The sequence below is a fragment of the Leptospira sp. B5-022 genome (assembly GCF_000347035.1).
Classification (GTDB): Bacteria; Spirochaetota; Leptospiria; order Leptospirales; family Leptospiraceae; genus Leptospira_B; species Leptospira_B cinconiae.
Map to the genome: position 1 here is coordinate 1 of NZ_ANIJ01000006.1, position 23,637 is coordinate 23,637.

At 38.5% G+C, this 23,637-nt stretch carries 15 protein-coding genes and 1 pseudogene; 10 read left to right on the forward strand and 6 right to left on the reverse strand.

Annotated features, from left to right (window positions below):
* A pseudogene (locus tag LEP1GSC192_RS20010) lies at window positions 1-331 on the reverse strand (transposase); the annotation flags it as partial.
* Window positions 294-1,604 (reverse strand): transposase, encoded by a 1,311-nt coding sequence (locus LEP1GSC192_RS00675; RefSeq protein ID WP_020768228.1) that lies wholly within the window; start codon window positions 1,602-1,604, stop codon window positions 294-296. The gene LEP1GSC192_RS00675 and the pseudogene LEP1GSC192_RS20010, both read right to left, overlap by 38 nt.
* Window positions 1,605-2,441: 837 nt before the next feature.
* Here LEP1GSC192_RS00675 and LEP1GSC192_RS19225 point away from each other — a divergent pair.
* Together LEP1GSC192_RS19225 and LEP1GSC192_RS00695 are read left to right on the forward strand one after the other, a co-directional pair.
* Window positions 2,442-3,140: a hypothetical protein gene (locus LEP1GSC192_RS19225; protein ID WP_020768491.1), complete on the forward strand. Its 699-nt coding sequence runs from the start codon at window positions 2,442-2,444 to the stop codon at window positions 3,138-3,140.
* Complete coding sequence (locus LEP1GSC192_RS00695; protein ID WP_020768431.1) at window positions 3,140-3,718, forward strand: hypothetical protein; 579 nt, start codon at window positions 3,140-3,142, stop codon at window positions 3,716-3,718. Before LEP1GSC192_RS19225 ends, LEP1GSC192_RS00695 begins: the two co-directional genes overlap by 1 nt.
* Here the strand turns inward: LEP1GSC192_RS00695 and LEP1GSC192_RS20175 are convergent.
* Window positions 3,697-3,957 carry a TIGR04452 family lipoprotein gene (locus tag LEP1GSC192_RS20175; protein WP_020768089.1) on the reverse strand — a complete coding sequence of 87 codons (261 nt, stop codon included), beginning with the start codon at window positions 3,955-3,957 and terminating at the stop codon, window positions 3,697-3,699. The two genes, LEP1GSC192_RS00695 and LEP1GSC192_RS20175, sit on opposite strands and share 22 nt — an antisense overlap.
* A gap of 423 nt (window positions 3,958-4,380) precedes the next feature.
* Here LEP1GSC192_RS20175 and LEP1GSC192_RS00705 point away from each other — a divergent pair, with 423 nt between their 5' ends.
* The 8 genes from LEP1GSC192_RS00705 (at window position 4,381) to LEP1GSC192_RS00755 (ending at window position 17,738) form a co-directional block, all read left to right on the forward strand.
* On the forward strand, window positions 4,381-4,902 hold the full coding sequence (locus tag LEP1GSC192_RS00705) for a hypothetical protein (RefSeq protein ID WP_198289285.1): 522 nt from the start codon (window positions 4,381-4,383) through the stop codon (window positions 4,900-4,902).
* A 289-nt stretch (window positions 4,903-5,191) separates the two neighbouring features.
* Window positions 5,192-12,262, forward strand: coding sequence for an RHS repeat-associated core domain-containing protein (locus tag LEP1GSC192_RS00710; protein WP_020768027.1), 7,071 nt, complete (start codon window positions 5,192-5,194; stop codon window positions 12,260-12,262).
* 451 nt (window positions 12,263-12,713) lie between these two features.
* The gene (locus tag LEP1GSC192_RS00720) at window positions 12,714-13,463 is read left to right on the forward strand and encodes a hypothetical protein (protein ID WP_157186879.1); all 750 of its coding nucleotides are present in this window, start codon (window positions 12,714-12,716) and stop codon (window positions 13,461-13,463) included.
* Between the two features lie 26 nt (window positions 13,464-13,489).
* Window positions 13,490-13,690 carry a hypothetical protein gene (locus LEP1GSC192_RS00725; protein WP_020768309.1) on the forward strand — a complete coding sequence of 67 codons (201 nt, stop codon included), beginning with the start codon at window positions 13,490-13,492 and terminating at the stop codon, window positions 13,688-13,690.
* 1,538 nt (window positions 13,691-15,228) lie between these two features.
* Window positions 15,229-15,426 (forward strand): hypothetical protein, encoded by a 198-nt coding sequence (locus tag LEP1GSC192_RS00735; RefSeq protein WP_036088626.1) that lies wholly within the window; start codon window positions 15,229-15,231, stop codon window positions 15,424-15,426.
* Between the two features lie 94 nt (window positions 15,427-15,520).
* Window positions 15,521-15,724: a hypothetical protein gene (locus LEP1GSC192_RS00740; RefSeq protein ID WP_036088628.1), complete on the forward strand. Its 204-nt coding sequence runs from the start codon at window positions 15,521-15,523 to the stop codon at window positions 15,722-15,724.
* 225 nt (window positions 15,725-15,949) lie between these two features.
* On the forward strand, window positions 15,950-16,579 hold the full coding sequence (locus tag LEP1GSC192_RS00745; protein ID WP_020768469.1) for a hypothetical protein: 630 nt from the start codon (window positions 15,950-15,952) through the stop codon (window positions 16,577-16,579).
* A gap of 550 nt (window positions 16,580-17,129) precedes the next feature.
* A complete protein-coding gene (locus LEP1GSC192_RS00755; protein ID WP_020768128.1) occupies window positions 17,130-17,738 on the forward strand; it encodes a hypothetical protein in 609 nt (202 codons plus the stop codon).
* A gap of 691 nt (window positions 17,739-18,429) precedes the next feature.
* Here LEP1GSC192_RS00755 and LEP1GSC192_RS00765 read toward each other — a convergent pair.
* The 3 genes from LEP1GSC192_RS00765 to LEP1GSC192_RS00775 form a co-directional block, all read right to left on the reverse strand.
* The gene (locus tag LEP1GSC192_RS00765; RefSeq protein WP_020768131.1) at window positions 18,430-19,557 is read right to left on the reverse strand and encodes a glycerate kinase; all 1,128 of its coding nucleotides are present in this window, start codon (window positions 19,555-19,557) and stop codon (window positions 18,430-18,432) included.
* Window positions 19,558-19,830: 273 nt separating this feature from the next.
* Window positions 19,831-22,119, reverse strand: coding sequence for a glycoside hydrolase family 5 protein (locus LEP1GSC192_RS00770; protein ID WP_020768057.1), 2,289 nt, complete (start codon window positions 22,117-22,119; stop codon window positions 19,831-19,833).
* A 457-nt stretch (window positions 22,120-22,576) separates the two neighbouring features.
* A complete protein-coding gene (locus LEP1GSC192_RS00775) occupies window positions 22,577-23,599 on the reverse strand; it encodes a VOC family protein (RefSeq protein WP_232420932.1) in 1,023 nt (340 codons plus the stop codon).
* Window positions 23,600-23,637: the final 38 nt, after the last annotated feature.

Here is a 23,637-nt window from a genome sequence, read left to right on the forward strand (position 1 = left end):
GAGTGTAACTTAGTCTTGATGTTAGATGTCTACATTGAGGACATCTAATTAGATCTGTTCTTGTTGAGATTTCTTTATCTAAGATTCTGCCGTTACATTCAGGAGTAGGGCAGTGCTTTGGGTAGAAGTCATTGAGTATCTTCTTGGTTATCTCTGTGAAGTAGACAGTGTTGAGTGCTGGGTTGTAGTGTTTAGGGAGGGGAGTTCGGAAGAGATTTCTATTTTCTGTTTTTCTAATGAATGGAGCGGTTCTGGATTGGAGGAAAGGTGGTCCTCGGTTCGGATTACGTGTGTTAAATAGGTAGTAATTTATCATTGACAATCCGCACATTTTGTGATTTAGCTAAGTGAAAAACGAAATTAGTAGCTTCGCTCTTACTAATTTCGTTTTTCAGGGTTGGAACGAAATTTTTTGCCTTCTCGGTTCTCTCCGATTCGGGACCATCATAGACCTCAACAATTCCAAGCTTCTCCCTTCCTCTCTTAGCTAACGCATCTACTCCAAATACTTTCAGGTTCTTGAAGAAACAATACTCATTGAGATAGAGCTGGGAGAACTCTGGCTTTATATATCCGTAAGAAGAGAATGCTTGTTTGATTACTCTATGGTTTCCTTCTGCGTATTGGATGTGAACTCCGTCCTTACTCCAGCGATTCCTTGCCCAGCGATATCTTTTGTCTTTTGAATGCGCACTGTGATTTACCATTCTATGGTTTTTATATACGGAATTTAACCATGGATATCCGCTATCTGTGAATATTGGTGTGGTACTTGGTATATTCTTTAGGAATAGAGGACCTAAGGTATTCATCTTTTGATCCGGCACAGAATCGAGTATTAATGCTCCATTGCTTGCGGCGATCGTATGCACCATTGTTCCTATCTGTTTTCCACCGAGTTTATCGCTCATATATATGGAAGCTGTACAACCCCCGTGTTTATGCCTTTTACGGCCTTTATTCGCTCTTTGGGATGCAGAGTAGAGGACCATTGTATCTGCGTTTGTTAGGGTCTTTCCTTTGAGGGCTTTCTGGAGTATCTTCTTTGGATTTCTTTTATCCGCGATTTCGGTTGGTATGGGATTCGATTGTATACGGCTCTGAGTTTGTTTGGACTCAGTATCCTTTTCTGGAAGACGGAAGTCTTTATATTCTTCTTCTAACTGTGAGAAGATTAGATCTCTAAATGATTCTTTCTGCTCACTTGCAAACAACTGAATTCTGCGTTTTAGTAGAAGAGCAGATTTATTAGAAATTCCAATTGATCTAACTATCTCAGCTGCTGTTAAAACCTTTGGGCTTCTTTTATATGATTCATCTAATACATATCCGAATACCCAGAGAGGTAATTTGAAATGGTGCAGGGGAGTATATGAAAGTCTTGATGCTTGGTAATGACAGACTTCGCAGCGGATTAAGTAATCTCTTGTGCTGATCTTCTTCTTTAATTGGATCTTACATGTTGGGCAAAATTTCGGGTAAAATGTATCTAAGAAGTATTCAGTTATTTTTTCATAATGTTTAGTTCCAATTGGGGAAGTTGGAGGGTCTTTTATACTTGCGTTGTGCGGATTAGCAGCTGAGAATAGGTAGTAATTTATCATTGACAATCCGCACATTTTGTGATTTAGCTAAGTGAAAAACGAAATTAGTAGCTTCGCTCTTACTAATTTCGTTTTTCAGGGTTGGATCAAAATTTTTTGCCTTCTCGGTTCTCTCCGATTCGAGAACATCATTTACCTCCGAGATCCCAATCTTCTCCCTTCCTCTCTTTGCTAACGCATCTACTCCAAATACTTTCAGGTTCTTGAAGAAACAATACTCATTCAGATAGAGCTGTGAGAATTCCGGCTTTCTTGTATATTCTTGCTTTGGTTGGTATCGGATTGGGGTTAATTTCTTTGGTAGATGATACAACTTTGGGAATCGGGAGCCAACATGACATTGGTTCTGGCACTGGGATTCTTATTTTTACACCCTGCTCCTTGAGGCGTTGTAGTAATGGCGGCAGACGAAAGTAAGAACAGGACGGCTGGAGTAACACAATCCGGAGCTGTGAATGTAAAATGACCTAAGAACTTTATGGTGAAATAAATAGAGGTGATTCTCTTACAAGCTGATTTGTTGGAAAGAGAAGTATGATCGGACTGCGTTTTGTTACACATCAGTTGAGTAGGTTACGACAATGACAGCTGCATTTGCATTGATATAAATGCCTTGGTTAGCGCCTTCGCTAAGTAATGTGTTTCCAATTACTCCAACTCAATTTGGTATTGTGAAAGGAATAGAATATTTCGGATATATAGGAATATTATATGATTTAAGGACTGAGAATTGGGGCAGCGCTGCGGCAGGTATAATTGGTTTACAATTTCCCGGCGTAATTCTAATTTATTCAGTAGCTGATAAAGCACACGATGCTTGTGTCGGTAGTTTATAATATGCGATCTTTGTATTATAAGATATTAATAGTAATTCTTTTTCTTCAAAGTTGCATTGGGATGCGTTATGGCTTTGAAACCTATTATCGACATAAAGATATTGAAAATTTCCAAAATACTTACATCAAATTTGGCTTTATGCCGAAGGTAATAAACGAAAATCGTCTCAATGATGACTTATTTACATATCACTTATTTGTCTTTTTTGGAGATACAAATCCATTATTAGCTTTTCCTTCAGCTGTTAACCCAAACGAGGGTTATTGGAGCGCTTATTATCAAAAACCTGAAGAGTTACCATATTTGATTAGGTCCGATATACGTTTTGTGTTTTTAGAAGGTTGTGAATATAGAATGCCGACAAATGCAGGTAAAACTTTCTATCGGTTTGCATTTGGTAGCGCAAGAACGGAATTTTCTGGAAAATTGGAAAAGGAAATCGACCTTCCGCCAAATCATTCTATTCGCTTAAGCTTTAAGGAAAAAGCGATTCCAAATCCCGAAGGCAAGACCTTTTCGGAAAGGCTTGAGAATTCAAGAAGTGACTATGATAGGTACGAGATTAACTATACAATAGAGCAGAATCCAAGTCTTGATCCGTTCATACTTTTTGATGTTAAAGGAAAATTAATTCGTAGTTTCGAAACAATTTATCAATATGGAGAACAAACCGGAAACACATGTGGAGGTAGTTTGTAATGAAAAGTAAAATAACATTACTCATTTTACTTATATTTTCAAACTGCTACGGGAATATATTTTATTGGAGGCGCCTACCTTATTATCCTATTCAAAACTCAGAAGGAAACTATCTGAAAATATATTTACCGTCAGAACTTAAGAATTCAAGAGAGAGAATGCAGGTAGAAAGTTATTTGATTTATATTTTTCAAGAAGAAAAAGACAATGTCCTTAAAAGAAGGTTATTGATTAATAATGATCGAAAATTAGGATTTAATACTTTATGGACTGGTTTGAAGCAATTTCATTTTAAAACAGACTGCCAATTAATTTTGCCAATTTCGAAAGGAGAATATACATACGAAATCAAAGCAAATAAATATCCAGATGGTTTCTTTTCGAATCTTCTAATAACTCAAAATTTAGAGGAAAATCAATCTATCGTTTTATCGTTTTATATAATAGAACCTCCCTATTCGAAACCTAACGGGATATCGGAAGAGTTGGCAAATAGAATTCATAATAGAGTCGAGCTGAAATATGCAGTGGAGGCTACTTCGAACGAAGACAAATTTCATGATTGTCCGTATGAATAATTGGAAAGATCATTTATACAGTCATCGACTTCTGATTTTTTGTAATACTTTTTAACATCGATGCCTGCAATTACAGAAGAAAAGATTGCGGTTATTGAGATCTGAGGTTGGCCGATAAGTATTGTTGAATTTACTAAGTCGGTCATGATCGCTGCATCTGCTAACTTAGCGGCAACTTCGTCGCCTTTAATCCGATCATAAGATAAACCTAACGTATCCAAAGCGATACAATTTGACACTGCAAAGAAATAAGCAAAATGAATTTTGGCAAATTTTCCTTAATCATACGACTCCAATTTTTACCAATTAAATGAAATGACTATCATTTTTCAAATATTTAATTTACTAATTTAGTACAAACAAAAGGCTTGGGAATTTATTTCCTTTACATATAGTTAGATGCATTTTACTAAAGATTCTTTGTTTTTGGGAATTTATCTTGATAAACGTGATGCATAGAGATATGCAGACTAGCTCCATTGTATTTACCGTTTGAAATATCAGTTAATAATCTCCCTGGATTCAAATTCTTGCCCCAATGATGAGAAACGAAATGGATGTGGTTTCCTTCTGCGTATTGGATGTGAACTCCGTCCTTACTCCATCTACTCCTGGCCCAACGATACCTTCCTTCATTTGCTGAAAATGTAAAATCTTCTGAAATGCAACCGAAAGGTAGTCAGGATGATTCAATTCGAGATAATGAAATGTCTTCCTCGATAAATCGAAACGGCTTTCAGATTACGGAACAAATAGGCTTGGGTTGGGAAAGTCTACCTTTGATTCAGGAAAATTACGAGGCAATGGAAGAGATTCGAAAATTATCAGAATTAGGTTTTAGTGGACAACAAGTGTTGGAAGCAATGAACTCACAGCCTGTCATTCCCAAAGCCCAAAAACGTCAAGAGGCTCGTTATAATTTGAATGGTCGTGTTAAAGCGGAAGTTGATAGAATTCTGAATTCAAAGTCTCTTTCTGCAAACGGTTATGAATTGGATAGAAGTCGTCGCGGTAAGACAAATTACATGATTCTAAAATCTTCGATCGATATGCGGATCAATAATTTTATAAACCGGAAAGCGAATGAGCGGAGCGAGTTGTCTCAAAAGGACTTAGATTTGATCGATGAGAATTTCGAGGAATTAGTGGGATCAGTTTTAGAGAGAGTTTTGTCGGCGGCTTGAGCAATTCTTGCAAACCGATTAATGATTTCTGTTTCGGTCGTATTATACAAATAGGATATTGAAGAAATTTGAACCTAAATAATTTTTCTTTATTCTTTATCCATATAGACCATGTTCTATAATCATAAATGAACTGAAGTTAGCGACTTGTTACGCAACTGTAATATCGAATAACGTTAATTTTCTCTTTTTTCTTTGAATTCCATTGACTCAGTTTTGCAGTATTTTTCCTATATATATTGTAAAAAGACTCCGGAATTCATAGTTCCGCATTTTTTTAGAGAGGAATATGAAAGAAAAATTAAGAAAAGCCATAACTTTAGTTTTCCTACCTGCACTCTTATTAATCATTTTTAGCGGATTTTCCATTAAATCGTTTTTCTTAAACCTTACAGGCTCTTTAGTTCCTCAACCTTTGCCTAAACTTTCTGCAAGTCCAAGTGGAACATTGACTTCAAATGTAGAAATTGTAATTCCTCCTGGAACAAAAGGAATCGTTCCGAATTTATCGCTCACATATTCTTCCGGAGGAAAAAACGGGATTTTGGGAATGGGCTGGGATCTTTCCGGAATCCATTCAATCTCACGAGATCCCAGCTTCGGAATTAATTTCGATGCAAACGATAGATTCCTATCAGATCAAGTCGGTCCTCTAACGGATATTTCGGGTAACAAAACCAAGTATCATAGCCGCAAGGAATCCTTTGTTCGTTTTGTTCCAAGTGGAGTTTGTGGAAGTGGACCTTGTTCATGGACAGCAACAGATAAGGACGGAATTCTTTATAGCTATGGAAAAACAAACGATTCCAGGATAGAAGCTCTTGGAAAAAATGGAGCAGTCCGAACCTGGGCTTTAAATCAAGTTAGAGATCCATTCGGAAACGGTTATGATATCACGTATATAGAAGATTCAGTTACCGGTGAATATTATCCGAATGAAATCAAATACCAGAACCGTAGTATAAAATTCGAATATTCGGACTCACGCACTGATACATCTCCTTCCTACGTTTTCGGATCTTTCGTAAAAACGACAAAAAAGTTGGAAGAAATCGAAATCTATGCGGACGGAAACTTACTTCGGAATTATGAATTTGAATATTCAAGCGGTCCTACTACCGGGAGACAAATTTTAACTTCTCTAAAAAGAAGTGAATCAAATATTTTTGGATCAGAAAGTTACGCGGATTTAGAGTTCAACTACGGAAGTGACGGTTTCTTAGTTCAGCCTTTAGTCGATACGAATCTCAATACTCCTACTTCATCGATTAATTTATTCGTTCCAAGCGCGTTACTGATGTATGCAAACTTTTATTTCGGAAATCCTTTGCCTACCCAGCCTACTGCAACGGAGAAAAGAATAGCGACTTACCTCCAATATGCAATGAAATATCCCGTTCCGGATCGTGATGCTTGCAATAACGGAGCATCCGCTTGTCTTTGTGCAGCTTATGCGCCTTGTTGGGGAGGTAATCCGAACTTCTTTGCAATACTTGCTAGCCTCTGTTTGGATTATAATAATTGGGGCGGTCCGAATTATTGTGCCTCCGGAATTACATCGGGCCTTACCTACTGGACTCCTATGGACCTAGATGGGAACGGTATTCTTGACTTCGCAAGCATAGTAGGTTCCGAGAGTTCGAATAGTATTCGTTTGAGAGCCTGGAAGGTTCAAAATGGAACTGTGGATCCGAATGGAAGTTATTTGAGTCCTGTCCTTCCTCTCCATTATAATACCTTCTTTCAAACGGTAGATTTGGATGGGGATGGAAGAACTGATTTTGCCTATGAGAGTGCTGGAAAGTTAAATGTAATATATTCCCAGTCGAATAGTTTCAGTAACCCAGTTAGTTTTTCGAATGTGTCCATACCCGTTGCAAGCCAGAACATGCAGGCTTTTCGTCCGTATTCCTATTATTATGAATATTCCAGTTTAAATCCAAAGAGAATGATCGCCGACAAGGCCCAGGTTGATTGGTTCGCCGACATGAACTCAGACAATCTTGCGGATTTTATTCATTTCGACGGAACAAAATTTAATATCTACCTGAACCAAAAGGGGAGTCTTTCTAACGCGATACAAATTACCGGAACTTCTAATTATTTTATAAATGAGTTCATAGATTTGGATTCGGACGGAAAGGCCGAACATGTACGCTTAGTACAGTATAGTCAAAATCCTCAATACACTACAGTTAGTAACCAATTGCAGGCTGCAAACGAGCAAGCTGAAACGATTACGAACGATTTTCATACAAAAGAAGATATTTTAAATTCCATTCTTGCTAACGGGGCAAATAGCGTATCCAATTCGGATTTTAATTCTTTGATCGATTATTATTTGAAAGGCTGCGGTTATTACATTGCAAATTCAGGTTCGGGAGGGGTTGTCGTTCCAGTCCCGAATAGTTTAGGGGTGAATGTTGACTGTATACAAACCGATCCGAATTATATAGACATCACTCAATTACAAGCAGCAAAGACTGGAACACCGATCCCGAATCTAAATACACTAGTAAACGACTTGCAATTGGTTTTTGCGAATACGATCGGTCCAGTAAATACTACGATCACTAGTCTACAGAATCAACTGAATACATTAAATGCAAGTACGAATGGAACGATACGATTTAGATTGGATGTTACTACTTTTAATCTTTCTTCTCAAACATCTACCGTAGTACAGTATGATTTAGGCACGAGTGCGGACCGTTTGAGAAGTTTTTTCGGCGACGTAAACGCCGACGGTCTACCGGATTTTATAACTTTGGTGGGTAACCAGATCAAAGTTTCTTTAAACACGAATCACGGTTTTGCAGCCCAAGTTACAAGTACCTTGAATGCAAGCAATGTTTCTAAAACCAGCCAGTTTAATTTTTCGGACGTAAACTCGGATGGATTAGAAGATTTAATTCTATATAATAAAGAAAATAAGAATGTAGAAAGTTATCTGTCGAACGGAGCCGGATCTTTAATTTATAATGCCAACTTCGGTTTTGGTCAGTTCGACCTAAATGAACAAACCAGTGGGGGTGTATATAAAGCTGACCAAGGTCAATTTATCATCCAAGATATGAATGGGGACGGATCGAAAGATGCATTACTCATCAAACTTTGGCAGGATAAGACTCAAGGTCATATATTGGCTAAAACTACTAATCCAAAAATCTCCGATGAAGATGATTTGATATCGGTCACGAACGGAATCCAGACTACAACGGTAGGTTATACTACTAAGCAGTTACATTCTGGGGCAATCCAGGCTGGAACCGGGGACTATCCGAATATTCCGGACACAAGCAATACTCATTTGGTAACCAGTATAACAACCGATTTAGGTTCCGGAGTATCTATCGGAGAGTCGTTCGAATATAAAAATTCCAGATTCTATTTGGGGATTCGGGAAGTTATCAGAAGTCTTGGGTTTGCTAACTTTAAAGAGAAAGACAATGGAACAGGATTTTACAAATTTACGGAATTTAATCAGACCGATTATAGATTAGCAGGAGTCCCGACAACATTTAGCAATTATAATGCTTCCGGCAACTTGATGCAGCAGACTATTTCGAGCGGGTTTCAATTCCCGAATCCGTTTGGGACCGAAATCGCAGTTGCTACGAATATTTCCAAAACTTCTTACCATAACGGAAATTTGGAAATATCGACAAATACAAACTACACTTTAGACCAGTACGGATTTCCAATAAACCAAACCGAGATAGCCGGCTCTCATACGATTTCTACGGATCTTACACTTAGTCACGATCTAAATTCTTGGAGAATCGGAAGAACGACCCGGAATAAGAAATTTACGGATGGTGTTCTTGTGCAGGACCAAAAGGTTGTGTTTGCCGCAGACACAGTTCAAAGCGTAACCAAATTTTTCGGAACCTCTGCTGAACAAATTACAAATTATACTTACGATTCATTCGGAAATCCGATAACGATTACGGATGCTTCAGGAGCTACTTCAACCATCGGATATGATGCAATTATACATTCTTTTCCAGTCACAAAGACAAATGCCTTAGGTCATCAGGAAATAACAAATTACGACTTCAATTCCGGGTTAGAAATTTCAAAAACTGATCCAAACGGTGGATTGATTTCTAAGACTTACGATACATTCGGGAGATTGATCTCAGTAACTTATCCAGGAAATCAAAGTTGGAATGAATCTTACGAATATGCAAATACTGCCAAATTTGATTTAACAAACCTTTCCAACACACAATCGGTTACAAAAACGATCCGAGATACCACAAGCGGAATTGAGACCAAAGTTACGGAATATTCCGATCCATTAGGAAATGTGCTAAGAACTGTTTCAGATACTGCAGTTTCCGGGATTTCATTGATAACGGATTCCTTATATAATTACCAAACAGGTTTGCTTTTCAAAAAGTCGAATCCGTATTTCAGCAATACTTCTCCATTTTGGACAGAGTATAAATACGAAGACCCGGATTTCAGGTCCACTGGAACGATTGCTAGCGATTCAAAAGGCATCACCACAACTACGATATCCTACACCGGATTGACTACGAATACATCAGTTATCACATCCGATGCGGTCGCGAAATCCTTCAGCGAAACAAAGAACGAACTTGGACAGGTGATTTCAAAAACGGACAATGGAAAGACGATCCAAACGAATTATTCCGCTTACGGGCAACCTTCTCAAATTACAGACCCGGCCGGACTCGTTACGAGTTTTACTTACGATATTGCGGGAAGAAGGACAAGCGTAACCGATCCGAGTTCCGGAACGATCGGGTATACGTATGATGCATTAGGTCGGATAGCCAACCAAACTGATGCGAGAAATAAGACGATCACATTTTCCTACGACCCAATCGGTAGGATTCTTTCCACTCAAACAAATGGGACGGAAGCGCCTATCCAAAACGAATACGATAGCGGAAGTTTAGGAAAAGGTCGGATCACAAAAATAACGGACAACTCCGGAATTACAGAGATATCCTATAATATCCAAGGAAAACCGATCCGACAAACCAAGACAATCGACGGATACCAACTCATTACGGAAATGGAATACGATTCCTTGGGAAGAATGATTTCGGTGACGTATCCTGACGGTTCAGTTGTTCATCAAAGTTATTCCTTAAACGGAAATCTAGAAAACGTAAGCTTAGATAGCCCGGATGGGCCAAGTGGAATAATGGTCGCTTCGTATGAAGGTCCGATCTTTGTAGATGGTAGCCCAGTGTTCAGAAGAACGACAGGTAATGGGGTCGTTACAGACCTAAAACTGGATCTTTCCAATTTCCAAACAATATCCCTATCTGCTAAAAAAGACGATGGAAGTATCCTACAATCTCTCTCTTACCAGTACGATGGTTCAGGGAATATCACCCAGCAAACGGACAATCAGAATACGAATCGGAGCCAGACATACACTTACGATTTGCATAACCGTGTTCTTTCCGCAGCCGGAAGTTACGGAACCCAAAGTTATTCTTATAGCACGGGCGGAAACTTAACTCAAAAAGGAGATAGTAACTTTACTTACGGAGATTCCAATCACCCTCATTCTGTGACAAGTGTTGTGTCCGGTCAAAGCTCTTCTACATACACCTATGATGCTTCTGGAAATATGATCTCTCGAAACGGTGATATACTGATCTATGATTCGTTTGGAAAATTAAAAGAATATAATTTATCAAATGGAACAAATCTCAAATACACGTATGATTATTCCGGAAATCGAGTAAAGATAGAGAATCTAACCGCTGCTGTTACAAATTATAACATAGGCGACTATTACGAAATTGAGAAGCCTACGAGTGGGGATGAAAAACATACAATCTATATCAAAGGTTTAGGTGGAGAGATTTTAACCCAGATTACTCGCTCGAATGTAACTTTGGTAACTCGTGACGATAGTTTTACTTTGGCATCTGCATCATCCGGAACTTGGTTCGACCAAACAGGACTTTGCTCGGGTGTGGTTATCGATTGTGGTAAATTTTGGCAAAATAGGCTTCTGTATCCAATCCAGAAGTTCTTTGCTTATTCTGCATACTTTCAGAAAGGAATTCCTACAATTGCATTTAGGATAGGCTATATTCTATTTATCATAGGATTGTTGTACATAGCTTATCCATTCTTATTGAAAGGGAATAAAATCTTAAGGCAAAGGAAAATATCGGGCCTTTCTACTCCAGTTCTCCTAATGTCCATATTCTCAGTCAGTCTATTCCAAGACTGTAATGGACTTTTGAATGGAAATCAGGCACCTTGGTTTACATTAAAATCGAATTTAGAGGAAGCCCATGCTTTTGGAGTAAAGGCTAATAGCTTGGGCTCACCGATTGTCGGTGGATATTTTTATCAAAGAGACCATTTAGGTTCCACAACTATGCTTACTGACGGCTACGGAAATCAAGTAGCAGGACCAGGTCAGAGTGGAGTGAGTTATGTAAGTTATCTTCCATACGGAGAAATCAATCTTTCTGAGACAACTGGACCGGATATTTTTCATTACAAATTCACAGGACAGATATTGGATTCAGATACAGGGTTGTATTATTATAAGTCGAGATATTATGATCCTTATTTAGGAAGATTCATTCAAGCGGATGATCGAACTGACAAAGGAATCAATGGCCTCAATCGTTATATGTATGTTGGCGGAAATCCAATTAATAGGATCGATCCGAATGGGCATAGCTGGTTGAGTAATGCCTTGAAAATTAAATCAGGAAGTTTCTTGCAGAGGGCGTTGTTTGTAAATAAAGCAAGAAGGTTTGCTTTCGAGAGAGCGACGATAACTGCGGCTAAGATTGGATTAGCAATTTCCAGCCCACTGGGGGGATTAATTGTTGATCCTGCTTTTACATCTGGATTTTATATGGCAACTTTTGATTTTACTGTAGGGACTGCCGTGAAAGCGGTTCAGGGTAAACCTTTACCTTCCATGTCCTATAAACATGGTGGTTTTATTGTAAGAAATTCTTTGACTGAGGAGATTTATAGTAAATTGGATCCTTCTGAAGGAGACGCATTTGCTACCGGACCCTTTGTATTTGGACATCAAGGAGTTTCTGCAGCCACTATCCAACATGAACTTGGTCATGTTCGTCAATATTATTCGTATGGCGGCTGGGGAGAAGTTATACAAAGCCAAAGAGCCGGAAAAATTGCTTTCGAAAATGAAGCAGATCAAAGAGCAGGTACAAATAGTTATGGAAATAATCCATGGTACAATATAATTTTTACACCAATTATAAATGAGATCCTAAACAATTCCCCGTATCCAAATAATTATATTACTAGATGGATTTTATCTGGTTTTATTTTTAATAATTTTGTTTCACATATCCCACCAACTTACTGAGGCAGCATGAAAATTTTTCAAATTTTATTTATTTTTCTTTTTCTATATAATTGTGTTACAGACTCATTCATTCCTAAAGGAGATTCAAAGAAAGAATGTTTAGAGACAAACGTAATTTACGGACTCGCTACAATTTCTGATGAGCAAGAGATCAATGATTGGTTAGCATATTCTCTATTGTTTTGTTCCGATCTCCCAAAGTGATTTTAGATTCTTTTTTAAAGTTTTGAAAAAATTTCATTCAAGGAAACTATTTCATTTATTCTACCCACGGAATACAACTTGCCATTTCATAGCTGCAAGAAAAGAGAAACAGCCGCTTCGATTTTAATACTTTAAATCCTCCTGAGAATCGCAAAAGTAAATTATAAAACGCTTCATCCAAGCAGATGATAGATCGGATAAAGGGATTAACGGACTAAATCGTTATATGTATGTTGGCGGGAATCCTGTGAATCGAATCGATCCGAACGGTCATAGCTGGTTGAGTAATGCGCTCAAGATTAAGTCAGGTAGTTTTTTGCAGAGAGCATTATTTGTAAGTAGAGCAAGAGCACACGCAGCAGCTGGTAACTTTGGCGTGAAGTTTGTCGATGCTGGAACCTGGGCAAGACGCTTTTTTACTGATCCTAAATTTATATTAGGTCAGTATATGGGCACAACTGACTACGTTCTTTCAACTTTGGCTGGAAAGAAGCCAACAGTTCATTATGCAAGGGGAGGCTGGGGTATACGTAATTCGATATTTGCAGATTGGCATGATGGGGGACGGTCCTTTGCTGGATATGGAGTCGCGCATATTCAAAGTGGAGAAAGTCAAGATACGATTAAGCATGAAATGGGGCATGTTGATCAATATCTAAATGGAGGAAAAATGGCCAATAGCAGTCACCATCTATTGACGGAAATAGATACAGATTTACGATCCGGAACTATGAATTACGGCGCAACTAAATTTGTTTTGTATAAAATACTGGATCCTCAAACTTTTGCAGCATATTCAGGAATGTTAGCCTATCGAACAATGAATATTAATGATATAAGTATGTTTACCCTAGCTAAGAGCAAAGCGCAGGGTACTATTGATCTCGAAAATTTGATGGCACTCGAGAAGTATCTATTTGATGGATTTATCTCAGATTATTACGAAAGAGAAATAAAAAATGCCCATTCAAACTTTCAAAAAATTATATACTATTAAATATTAGGAATTAAAAGGAATTAGGTATGAAAGTCGGAATTGTAAATATATTAATTTTAGTCGCAATAGCTTTTCCTTTCTGTACAGATTTAACAGGAAAATCAAAGAAGGAAGAGCAAAAAGAAAATTGTTTAATGAGTTATCGCTTATTACAAGCAACTTATGGGGATAAGGCTGAAGAAGCGTTATTACTTTGTATTTCTAAAGCAGAAAGTCAGTATGATTGATTATTTTGGGAGCGATAAGTGCAGGGGGCTTATTAATTACTTTCAACGATAATTGCAATATGTATTAACTCGCTGACATTTGATTTCCTGATTGCTTTGATTGTCGAAGGAATATTGAAAATAATTAGTTGGTAAATTATGAGAAAAGTATTGCCTTTCTTCCTTTTGATGATCTTTCATTTGAATTGTGGAGTCTTTACTCCTGAGGAAGACACTACGGACTGTGGCAATAGCGGCATTGAATAAATTCAATAGTACTGCAAGACCAGGTTCCGATGCTGACCTATTAAATACAGTTCTTGTTTCGGCTGCATGTAAACCTGAATAATTTATCGGGACGTTGAGTTACCAAATTATAGCAATGGGTGATTATAGATTTATTTTTTGTTCTCCTTATAACTTAACATATAATCATGAACTAGTCCATGTTAATCAATGGTATGCAAATTCTACAACAAACCTATCAGGCTTTGGTGATCCAAACGAGCATGAAGCTGACTTATTTTCAGGAACTAATAGCTATTTAACATGGACACTTTTATATCAGAATGGCTATATTAGCAAAACAATTCTTAATCAGATAAATAATATAACCATCATATATAATTTGAAGAGTAGTCTACTCTATTTGTTTATAATAAGGAGAAACAATGATGCGGCGGCCCCTTGAACTCTTAATATCAAAAAAGGGAATTCCCTATATGATTACTACTTTATTTGCAATTCTTAACTGCGTTTCCTGTGGCATAATTTATGGGCCTGAAGATAATGACGATTGCAAAACTGCGATTGCGGCATATTCAATGATCCTTCAGTCAAATCTATCTGAGTCAGCTAAACAAGGACTTGAAAGTGGACTAATTTATGCTTGTTCCCCCAAGGAATAGATTATTATAAATAAATTCAATTCTTGGATTAATTGCGTTGTAGTTTGAATCTGATTTCGTCCCAGCGATAACGAAACTTTGCATACAAAGAGTTTACTTTTTATACGAAGCGACAATAAAATGCCGAACAAACTATAATGAGATTTCAAATTTCTCAGGTAAGCATTGAGATTACGCTGAGCGAATATGAAAAGAATTTGACTTTTATTTTAATATCCATTTTTTCATTTTACTACACCGAAACTGAAAAAATGAGAAGGAATAAGAATGTATTTTAAATTATGAAATATTATTCAAGCAGGTCGATTCTCAAAATGCCGAGCAAGTTTTATTATTATGTTTAACTGATGTAGAAAGGAGTTATGATTGATATTTATTACTAAACTTGATGAGCCTATTCGACGCGTTTAACAATGGAAGTTAATAATATTTATATGAAATTTATATCGATTCTATTGTGCCTTATATTTATAAATTGCGATGGGCTTGGTATTTCCGAAGTCCCCAAAAAGAAAGAACAATGTTACTTAGAATATTACTACTTTTCACAGGCCCCTGAATTAAATCAAAATGATGATTCGGTAAATTTATTGAGTCTATTGGGTTGTCTAGAGGATACGAAGTAGTAAGGATTTTTTGACGAATAATTAGATGATGGATTATGAGAAAAGTGTTTCCGTTTTTCTTTTGATGATCTTTCAGTTGAATTGTGGAGTCTTTGCTCCTGAGGGAGATACTACAGATTGCGCAATAGCGGCATTGAATAAATTCAATAGTACTGCAAGCCCAGGTTCCGATGCTGATCTATTAAATACAGTTCTTGTTTCGGCTGCATGTAAACCTGAATAATTATTATCTTTATCTTTATTATCAAATCAATTATTTATCTAGTTTTGCTAATGTTTAGAGCTCTTGAGAAATGTTAATCGAAAGAATTAAGATTATGAAAACTAAACCATACGGAATTACAATTATTGGAATATTTCTTATTTCAAGTTGTGCCTTATTTAAAGAGGACAAGAAAATCGATGCGACAAAGTGTTTAATTGCCTTTCAGGTGGATGCCAATAGCTCGGCAGCTATTGGTTCGGAAGAGGATACTATGAATAAATGGTTACTTTCTGAAAGCTGTGGGCCTAAATACTGATATATAATATAAGGTTTGACCTTATGCCTGAATAAAGACATCGGTTCTTTGATTTTATGTTGGTGGGGAGCGTTTACTTTCCATAAAGGTAACCTAATTCTTCAATTGCAAATATAACATATTATCCGAATGCAGGTTTCTACATGAAGGACAGGGAAGGTGAGAATGGAGACAGAAAGCAATATACGGAGGGACTAGATTGTCCTTAAGTTCAAATTAAAAATCATGAAACTGTTTATCGGCACTCTTGTTATTATAACTTTTGTAAGTTGTTCTTCTGCATTGAGAGATTATGACTTAATATCTCAAGGAATTAGCAGCCAGTATCAATTATTTAATAATGGAGAAACTGAATATTTTGATTCAATGCTTTCGAATGGGTCGAGTTATTCGGCAACGGCTTTTTTTATTGGCAATGACCAATTGTCTACGATTCTCAATGATCAAAATAATAAAGATCTAACGTTCTATGATGATCCAAAGGCATACGGAAGAGAGGTGGATTATCTTCTATGGGAAATCTGCGGATCACAAGAGAAACATACTAAACGATATTCTTTCAATTTGAATGGAAATCTGCTAAACCTGCTGGCATCATACGATTTTCCTTATCCGTATAGAATGCTAGGGACAGGCAAAAGAAGATTCTTTCCACGTATTCCTGCCGAAGAATACGTTAACAAAGGAAAGGCGGCCGGAGTTATTCCTTGCAGTAGATACGTATCGGTCGTTCCGACTAAGCTAAATGTAGAAGGAAAAAATACGTTTGAAATTCGGCATCAGGTAAATAAAATATATGTTTTTACTTATTTTTATCGGAACGGATTTATTAAATATTATAAAAAGATGTTATGATTATTTTAGACAATTTTCAATGTCCGAGTCTTGCTCGAAAGCGGACATTGAAGAGGTCTTTAATCCCAAGGATGGCGTGATTTGAATGAAATAAGATTTGTAGCGAATTGGTTAATTTGCGTTATGAGAGATTTTGAAAATACGGGTCTTTATTTAGTCTTATCAGATAATGAATACTCCTAATACAAAATGAAACTTGTAATTAGAGTTGAATCGTATCAAAATTTTGGATACAATTTTATTATCTCCATGACATTGCTGATTCTGCCGTTTTTTGGCGATACAAAGCGATTCATTTCGTTCGAGGTAATTGATTTGCAAGGGAATTTAATCGCTAAAGTGGACCGTGAGGGAAAGCAGCGAGTAGTTCTTGAATTATTTTTAATCTTTACAATGCCATTTTATTGGCCATTTTCTGAAAAAAAATCACGTTTTCGCTCGCTTAAATAAGTCTGCTGCGAATGAAATTTATAAGTAGATTCAATCGTATGAAATTGATTTGAATAAATCTAGATAAAAATGACTGATTGCTATAAACCGATTTTAAATTATGAAAAAGCAAACCTATCTGCTATTAGCTCAATTGTCTGTAATTTTGGCTATATCTAACTGTGTCTTTTTTGATACGGAGATTGATCCCATTTATACGCGGCCGGGTATTGATAGAAAGTTAACAAAGAAAATTGCAGTTCAGATTAATGGCCCAAAAGATAACACAAAGTTTGTTAGCCAGGGAGTTAAGAAGGTAAGCTTAGGAGCAGTCACAGCGAATGTTTATACTAAGAAGCCTCCCGCTATAATTCTTAAAGAAATTATAGTCTCCGAACTTACCAATGCTGGCCTTTCCATCGATGAGAAATCGAATAACGATAGAATTCCTAAAATTGAAATTTTTCTTAATGTATTTTTTACCGAACCGGAAATAGGTCTTTTTGCTATTTCATATTTTGGCGTAATTGATACAGATGTAATCGTGACGATTCCCGAAGAAGGTATTTACAAAAAGAAGATCAAAGGAATAGGAGACCAATATACACTTATAATGGGACTATTTACCGAAGGCGGATTGGAGTTAGCCATGCAAGATTACGCGAAAAAATTTGTATACTCTATAGTTGAGCTATTGGGTGAGTCGAGGTATTATAATGAGCTTAAATAAGGTATTTCTATATTTTTGTTTTTTTGTTTTAGCATTCTTAACCGCTAACTGTTTTTATTCTTTATACTATTTGAATACGTCTGAAAAAACAGATAAGAAATGGGAGAAGATTGATTCTGATACAGATAAAGAATACAAAGATAGATGGTACGGTCCTAAAAAGAAGCCAATATGAGAGCTTAATATTTTACTTTGATTCACTTTTTTGAGATGGTTATGCAAGTAGGTATTGTATTAAGCCAAATTTGCGACTGAATTTATTTTTTTTAAATATTATTTTCTTTGTATGGATGCTTACTCCCCGATCGCGATAAGAAATCCAAAGAATTTCATCCGGATACGATCAGGGATGAAGAACTAAATGTTATAAAAGTTTTTAGAATATCGGATCACGATATTAAAGGATAGATAATATATGAAACTCACGACCTCGGTTGACAAGCAGAAAGTAAAAGTCAAACTGAGGAGTAAATTTGGCAACGGAACCCCATAGATGTTTTCAAAAAAAAGATGAAAGCTCTAAATCACGCCAAATTATCACGCAATGTCTCGAAAACATTCAGATATTTTTGGATAACAAGAGAATCCTTTTACCAATGGAAAAATGCCTTTGAAAAATATGGAGAACAAGCAAGGATATAGAGAAAAAAATATTTTAATTACGCCTAACTTTCAACTTCCTGAAATAAAATTACTTTACCAGGCTGAGAGTTCTTGTAACAGCCCGGGATAACTCATAAGCGGCGGTTTTACGTGACGGCACAATACCATTAGTTGAAACCGCTATTGTCTTGGGATAATTGGCTGCTTCTAATTTATCTCGGTCTGCCACAGCTCCGCTGACTACTAAACAGTCTGCACCAACTTTATGGCAGAGGTGAACCACTGCATCTACGAGTTTACCTGTCAGGGTACCTGCGTCGGTCTTACCCTCCCCGGTGAGGACCAAGTCGCCTGGACGGATCATGCTAGCTAATCCGGACTCCTCTAAAAAGAAAGAAGAACCGGAGCTGAGTGTTGCTTTCTTTTTTGTCATTCCGAGGAAAGGAAGTGCAATTCCTCCTCCTGCACCGACACCGGCTGGCCAATTTGTATCATTTTGTACAGCAAACTCTGCCCATAAACGGGAGAGTTGCTCGAGTCCGTCTTCCAATAAAACAATATCGCTCGGCGTAGCACCTTTCTGAGGGCCGAACAATTTGGGGGCGCCTGTCGGACCGAGCAGAGGATTGGTTACATCCGTAAACATTTTGATATCGGCTTCTATCGACGTAAATGTAGCTGGTGGTATGAGCCTTCGAGCATTCGGTAAATATCGTAGAGATTGCACAAGGTTACTTTTGCTGTCCAATAGCTGAAACCCGAATTCATGTAAGATCCCTAGTCCACCGTCACATACTGCAGTTCCTCCTAGAAACAAAATTAACTCCCTTTTTTGCGAGTCCAGCATACCCCGAACCCAGCGACCAAGGCCACAACTCGTGCGATCCAGAAGAGGAAGTCTGCGATTCCCTTGGAAGTTTAAGGAAAGTAATCGTGCCGATTCAAAATAAGCATCGGTATTATTGGTAAGATAACAAACGGAACGGTTGAGCCCGCCTGCGTTGGGAAGGATATCTGCCCGAAGATTCAACTTTGGCCGCAATGTGTGGAGGGCAACAAGACTCCCTTCTCCTCCATCGGCCAGAGGGAGTTCAACCACCTGGATTTTTTCCCCCCAAGCATTGCGAACGCCTGAGTGCATAGCCCTTGCAGCACGGGTTGCGCTAAGAGTTCCTTTGAATTTGTCCGGTGCTATGAGGATTCGGTTGTAGCGCATTCACTAAGGTCCGTTTTTGAATTTAAAAACGGTTTTGGACAAGCAAATTTTAAGATAAAAGTGAGTGTGGTGAAACGCTGGGACTTTTTTCTCACCAATAGCCAAGGACGCTAGTTGAGAAAAAGATTCCGGTAACCTTTCAACAGGAATCGATTGCGGAAAATATTTACTCTATTCTGAATGTTCACTAAAGAGGGGTCGCTTTCCCTGAATCCATTCATTTAGGTTGCGACCCCTTGATTCCCGAAAAGAATCAATTCCGGTAATTTGTTACTATCGATTTTGAATGGTGACATTCTCCGTTTTCACGTAAGAAGTATCAAACCACCAAGCACGAACTTCCATAGGGCGATCCGCTTTGTCCGGTGCGATATGAAAATCTAACGAGAAGTTGGTGTACTGGCCTGGACCTGCAAACTCGTGTCTATAAACATCCCTTCTTGCCAACACATCTTGGCCGTCGAAAACGTCTATTGTAACGACTTTATCGTTATTCGCGTTTGTAACATCCACTAACATACGGAATACCGCTCGCTTGTTGCCCGTTCCCCAACGACCTCTATCGTACGGACCGTAGATGATATGATCCGCCCAATGATCTGCCGTGGTTACAACCCAAGCGTCTCCTTCAGCAAATCCGGTACGGTGAGAAAGATTTTTTGCCTTATAAACTAAAGGTAATTCTCCGCTCAATGGAGAAGAGCAACAAAGTAGTGCGGCTCCTCCTCCGTCTCTTTGAGCAACTCCGGCTACGTATTCACTGTCGGCACATTGGCCTTTGTAAGAACCTGGAGCCCAGTCTCCTCCACGCTGAGAAGAACGGTTATCTCCTCTATCGAACCAAACGGTGCGGCAAGAGTTTGCAAGAGGGACCTTACTATGTGCGCAAAGGACACCGCTTGTTCCCCAAGAATGTTTGGTCGCACCTGCAACATAATAATCGTTTGGACATTCGTATTTTGTAAATCCGCCGGCCCAGTCACCTGTGCCGTGATAACGAGTAGTAGTCTCATACACTGCTTGCACATTGATTGCACGGTCTGCATGCCAAAGTTTTCCGTACTTAGTATCACTACAAAGAGCTCTTTGGTCACGGCTCAAACCTAATAGACGTTCTCCGTCAGGACAGGTCCCTTTGTTTGCTCCTACAAGCCAATCATTGTCAATCGTACTTACGTTATCATCTACACCGTTAAATCCGATCTTGGTCAAATGATCCACATAAGCCACCGACCCTGTTTTACCGGAGGAAGCAAGAAGGCGATCCATATGTTCATCTCTCCAGTTGCCTCTTTTGGTTTGAGACCAATCGGAAGTTACAAGTCCCCATTCATCTTCTCCGTTCAGAGGCCAAAATGCGAAATCGATATCCTTCTCGATTAAATAATCCACCAATCTTTTAAACCATTCTCGATCGGCAGGGTTGGTTTCTCCCGGGGAAGCTCCGAATTCACTCACCCAAACCGGTGCCGTTGTTACTGCATCCGGTTCAACCACGTATCCCCATTCGTCAGTGATCGTGTTTCGGAACGTAGTTGCATCCATATCCTTATATTTGATATTTCCGCCGGATGTACCGTCGTCACCGTTATGTTTCGGTCCGATAAAACCGTAGTTATGGGCTGCATATACAAGTTTATTTACATTACGAATATGGACCTGAAGATCACGAACCGGTTTTAAGTGAGGACGTTCTCCGGAACCTAAAATAGGGATCGCACCCCACCAGTTGATTCCCTCTACTACGATGACCATATCCGGGTTAACACGTAAGATATCATTTCCCGCTTCCTGAGCGGCCTTACGCCAGTCGTCAATATTATTCCAACCCCAGTTCGGACTATTCGGCAAATGTGTATCGTTAAAACGTTGGGTGCGTACTTCGTTCCTAAGATCCGCAGCAGCGACTAACTTGTTATTCTTATAACGATTCACTAAGAATACCCAATCCGCTTTCCACATTTCGGGAGTTTGATTATATGCGAAGGAAGATCCGGTATGATACCATTGACCGTTATAGTCGAAACCGCAGCACCATTCGGAGAAAGTGGTATGGTTATTCAAGACAACAACGATCCCTGCTGCAGTCAGAGCGGCAACGGTCTCATCGTAGATCTGTAGAGGCGTTTTTCCGAAAAATTGCGGGTTAGCCGCCACAAATTCGTTCGGAACAATATTCGCATCATGGATCATTACATTAGAAAAAGGTAAACGAACCGAATTAAAGCCCCATTCCTGGATCAAAGAAATAATATGAGAAATAGGTTGTTTATCCAGACCCCCCACTACCTGTCGTGTATCACTGGCTCCATACCAGTTCACCGCTTTTAATTTGAAGCGGTTATTGTTCGAGTCTACGATATATCTTCCATTCGTACTTAGAGGAACGACCGGAGGACTGCTTGGCACAGCCAAAGACATCACTGACCGATAAGCGGACTTTGCCGATTTCGGAAGTGAGAAAGGTAAATACGCTTGGTCTGTTTCAGGGGAACAACTTGCTAATATAGCAAAGACCACCGATACAGAACAAAAAATTTTCATTTTCCTTCTGTTAAACATTTTGAATTCTCTCCATTGAATTCCCAATCAATCACGGATACTTTTATATGTGTGTGGGATATTAAACGGTGTGTACTTATAAATCGTTTACTTTTGCCCAAGATTCTTCTAAGTATCTAAAGTTTTTTCTTTTTAAAGCATTTGTTATGATAAAAATATTGAACGAACAGTCCATATATTTAAAATCCGAATATTACAAAATGTTTATTATATTAAATATATGGAATATACTAGATTGGAGTTCTTGGGCGCCTCCTCGCGAACAACTCAAAGTTCCCCCATATAGTCTTTAATCGCTCGGACCGGGCTATCCGCTTGCATCTGCGCCTCACCATGATTATGTTGCGGCGCAGTATGCCGCTACTATCCCTGGCGCGGTGTTTATTCGCCGAGGATCTCCATTACTCTCGGGTAGGCGCACAGTCATTCTGGCGGATAACTTTCGGTTTTTGGAAGATTATTTTCTCAGGGGTGTATTGTCTAGGCTGGACTTATTCTGAGAAAGAAGGAGGAGATTTCCCTCCGGATCTTTGAGTATTGAAGTATTGCCTTGTTCTTCCAATTTGATCCCGCCTTCTTGTAGTATTTTATTCACTGATGAACGTAAATCCAAAACACGGAATCCTATGGCTATTTTTCCTATATCAGATTTACTTAATGGGCCTCTTGCACTGAAAGTATTGTAGGTAAAGATCTCTAAGGTGGGTCCACCTTCATCATATCCGGGTAATGAAAGATGGCGCCCTTTGACTTCTATTCCTCGGAGATCGGTTAGATTTTCTATAAAGTCTCCCTTATAATCCCTTTCGAAACCTGTGGGATTCGCTGCCAATACTTTACTATAAAATGAAAGAGCCTTGGTCCAATCCTTGGAATTAATATTTACATGAAGGAATCGGATCTCGTCCATTTTCGGGGGATCCAGTTTGAAGTAAGTCCGTACGAACGAATTTAGACTTCGAAATATTGTGCTTGGACTAAGGGGAGTCGGAAACGGAATGTGGATCTCGAATATATTCCCATCCGGATCCCTTCCATAGATTGCGGGAACTTTTTGTAAATTTTCGAAACGACTATCTATCCTTCCTCCGTTTTTTTGGATCGTTCGGATAAGACCCGGAACATTATCCGTTTCGAAACAGATATGAGCGTAACCTAGGTCATTTGCGGCGGAGGTTGCTAGATTGGGCTTCTTCGACTTTAATATCGTTAATAATGGGCCTTCGCCCTGATAACTCGGTGTTCTAAGTGTAATCACGGAAGAGAGCGGATCTCCAAGTATCCAACGGGGCGTACTTTTCGCTTCCGTTGCACGAAATATGGTCTTATAAAAATCGGAAAGACGTTTTGGATCCGGGCTCCTGAAAATTACCGTCTCAAAAGAAAAATCCGAATTTGGGATTCTTTTGTATTCATGGGGGGAAGGAGTTACGATCCACCAGAGGGTAATTAATAAAAGTATGGAGGAGAGAACGATCAAAAACTTCTTCATTTATAAACAAGGATAGCATGGACATT

What these genes read in the sequence shown, in the direction of transcription:
- LEP1GSC192_RS00675 (WP_020768228.1), bottom strand. Translation starts at nt 1,604, where the DNA reads ATGATAAATTACTACCTATTCTCAGCTGCTAATCCGCACAACGCAAGT.
- LEP1GSC192_RS19225 (WP_020768491.1), top strand. Translation starts at nt 2,442, where the DNA reads ATGCGATCTTTGTATTATAAGATATTAATAGTAATTCTTTTTCTTCAA.
- LEP1GSC192_RS00695 (WP_020768431.1), top strand. Translation starts at nt 3,140, where the DNA reads ATGAAAAGTAAAATAACATTACTCATTTTACTTATATTTTCAAACTGC.
- LEP1GSC192_RS00705 (WP_198289285.1), top strand. Translation starts at nt 4,381, where the DNA reads ATGCAACCGAAAGGTAGTCAGGATGATTCAATTCGAGATAATGAAATG.
- LEP1GSC192_RS00710 (WP_020768027.1), top strand. Translation starts at nt 5,192, where the DNA reads ATGAAAGAAAAATTAAGAAAAGCCATAACTTTAGTTTTCCTACCTGCA.
- LEP1GSC192_RS00725 (WP_020768309.1), top strand. Translation starts at nt 13,490, where the DNA reads ATGAAAGTCGGAATTGTAAATATATTAATTTTAGTCGCAATAGCTTTT.
- LEP1GSC192_RS00735 (WP_036088626.1), top strand. Translation starts at nt 15,229, where the DNA reads ATGATGGATTATGAGAAAAGTGTTTCCGTTTTTCTTTTGATGATCTTT.
- LEP1GSC192_RS00740 (WP_036088628.1), top strand. Translation starts at nt 15,521, where the DNA reads ATGAAAACTAAACCATACGGAATTACAATTATTGGAATATTTCTTATT.
- LEP1GSC192_RS00745 (WP_020768469.1), top strand. Translation starts at nt 15,950, where the DNA reads ATGAAACTGTTTATCGGCACTCTTGTTATTATAACTTTTGTAAGTTGT.
- LEP1GSC192_RS00755 (WP_020768128.1), top strand. Translation starts at nt 17,130, where the DNA reads ATGAAAAAGCAAACCTATCTGCTATTAGCTCAATTGTCTGTAATTTTG.
- LEP1GSC192_RS00765 (WP_020768131.1), bottom strand. Translation starts at nt 19,557, where the DNA reads ATGCGCTACAACCGAATCCTCATAGCACCGGACAAATTCAAAGGAACT.
- LEP1GSC192_RS00770 (WP_020768057.1), bottom strand. Translation starts at nt 22,119, where the DNA reads ATGTTTAACAGAAGGAAAATGAAAATTTTTTGTTCTGTATCGGTGGTC.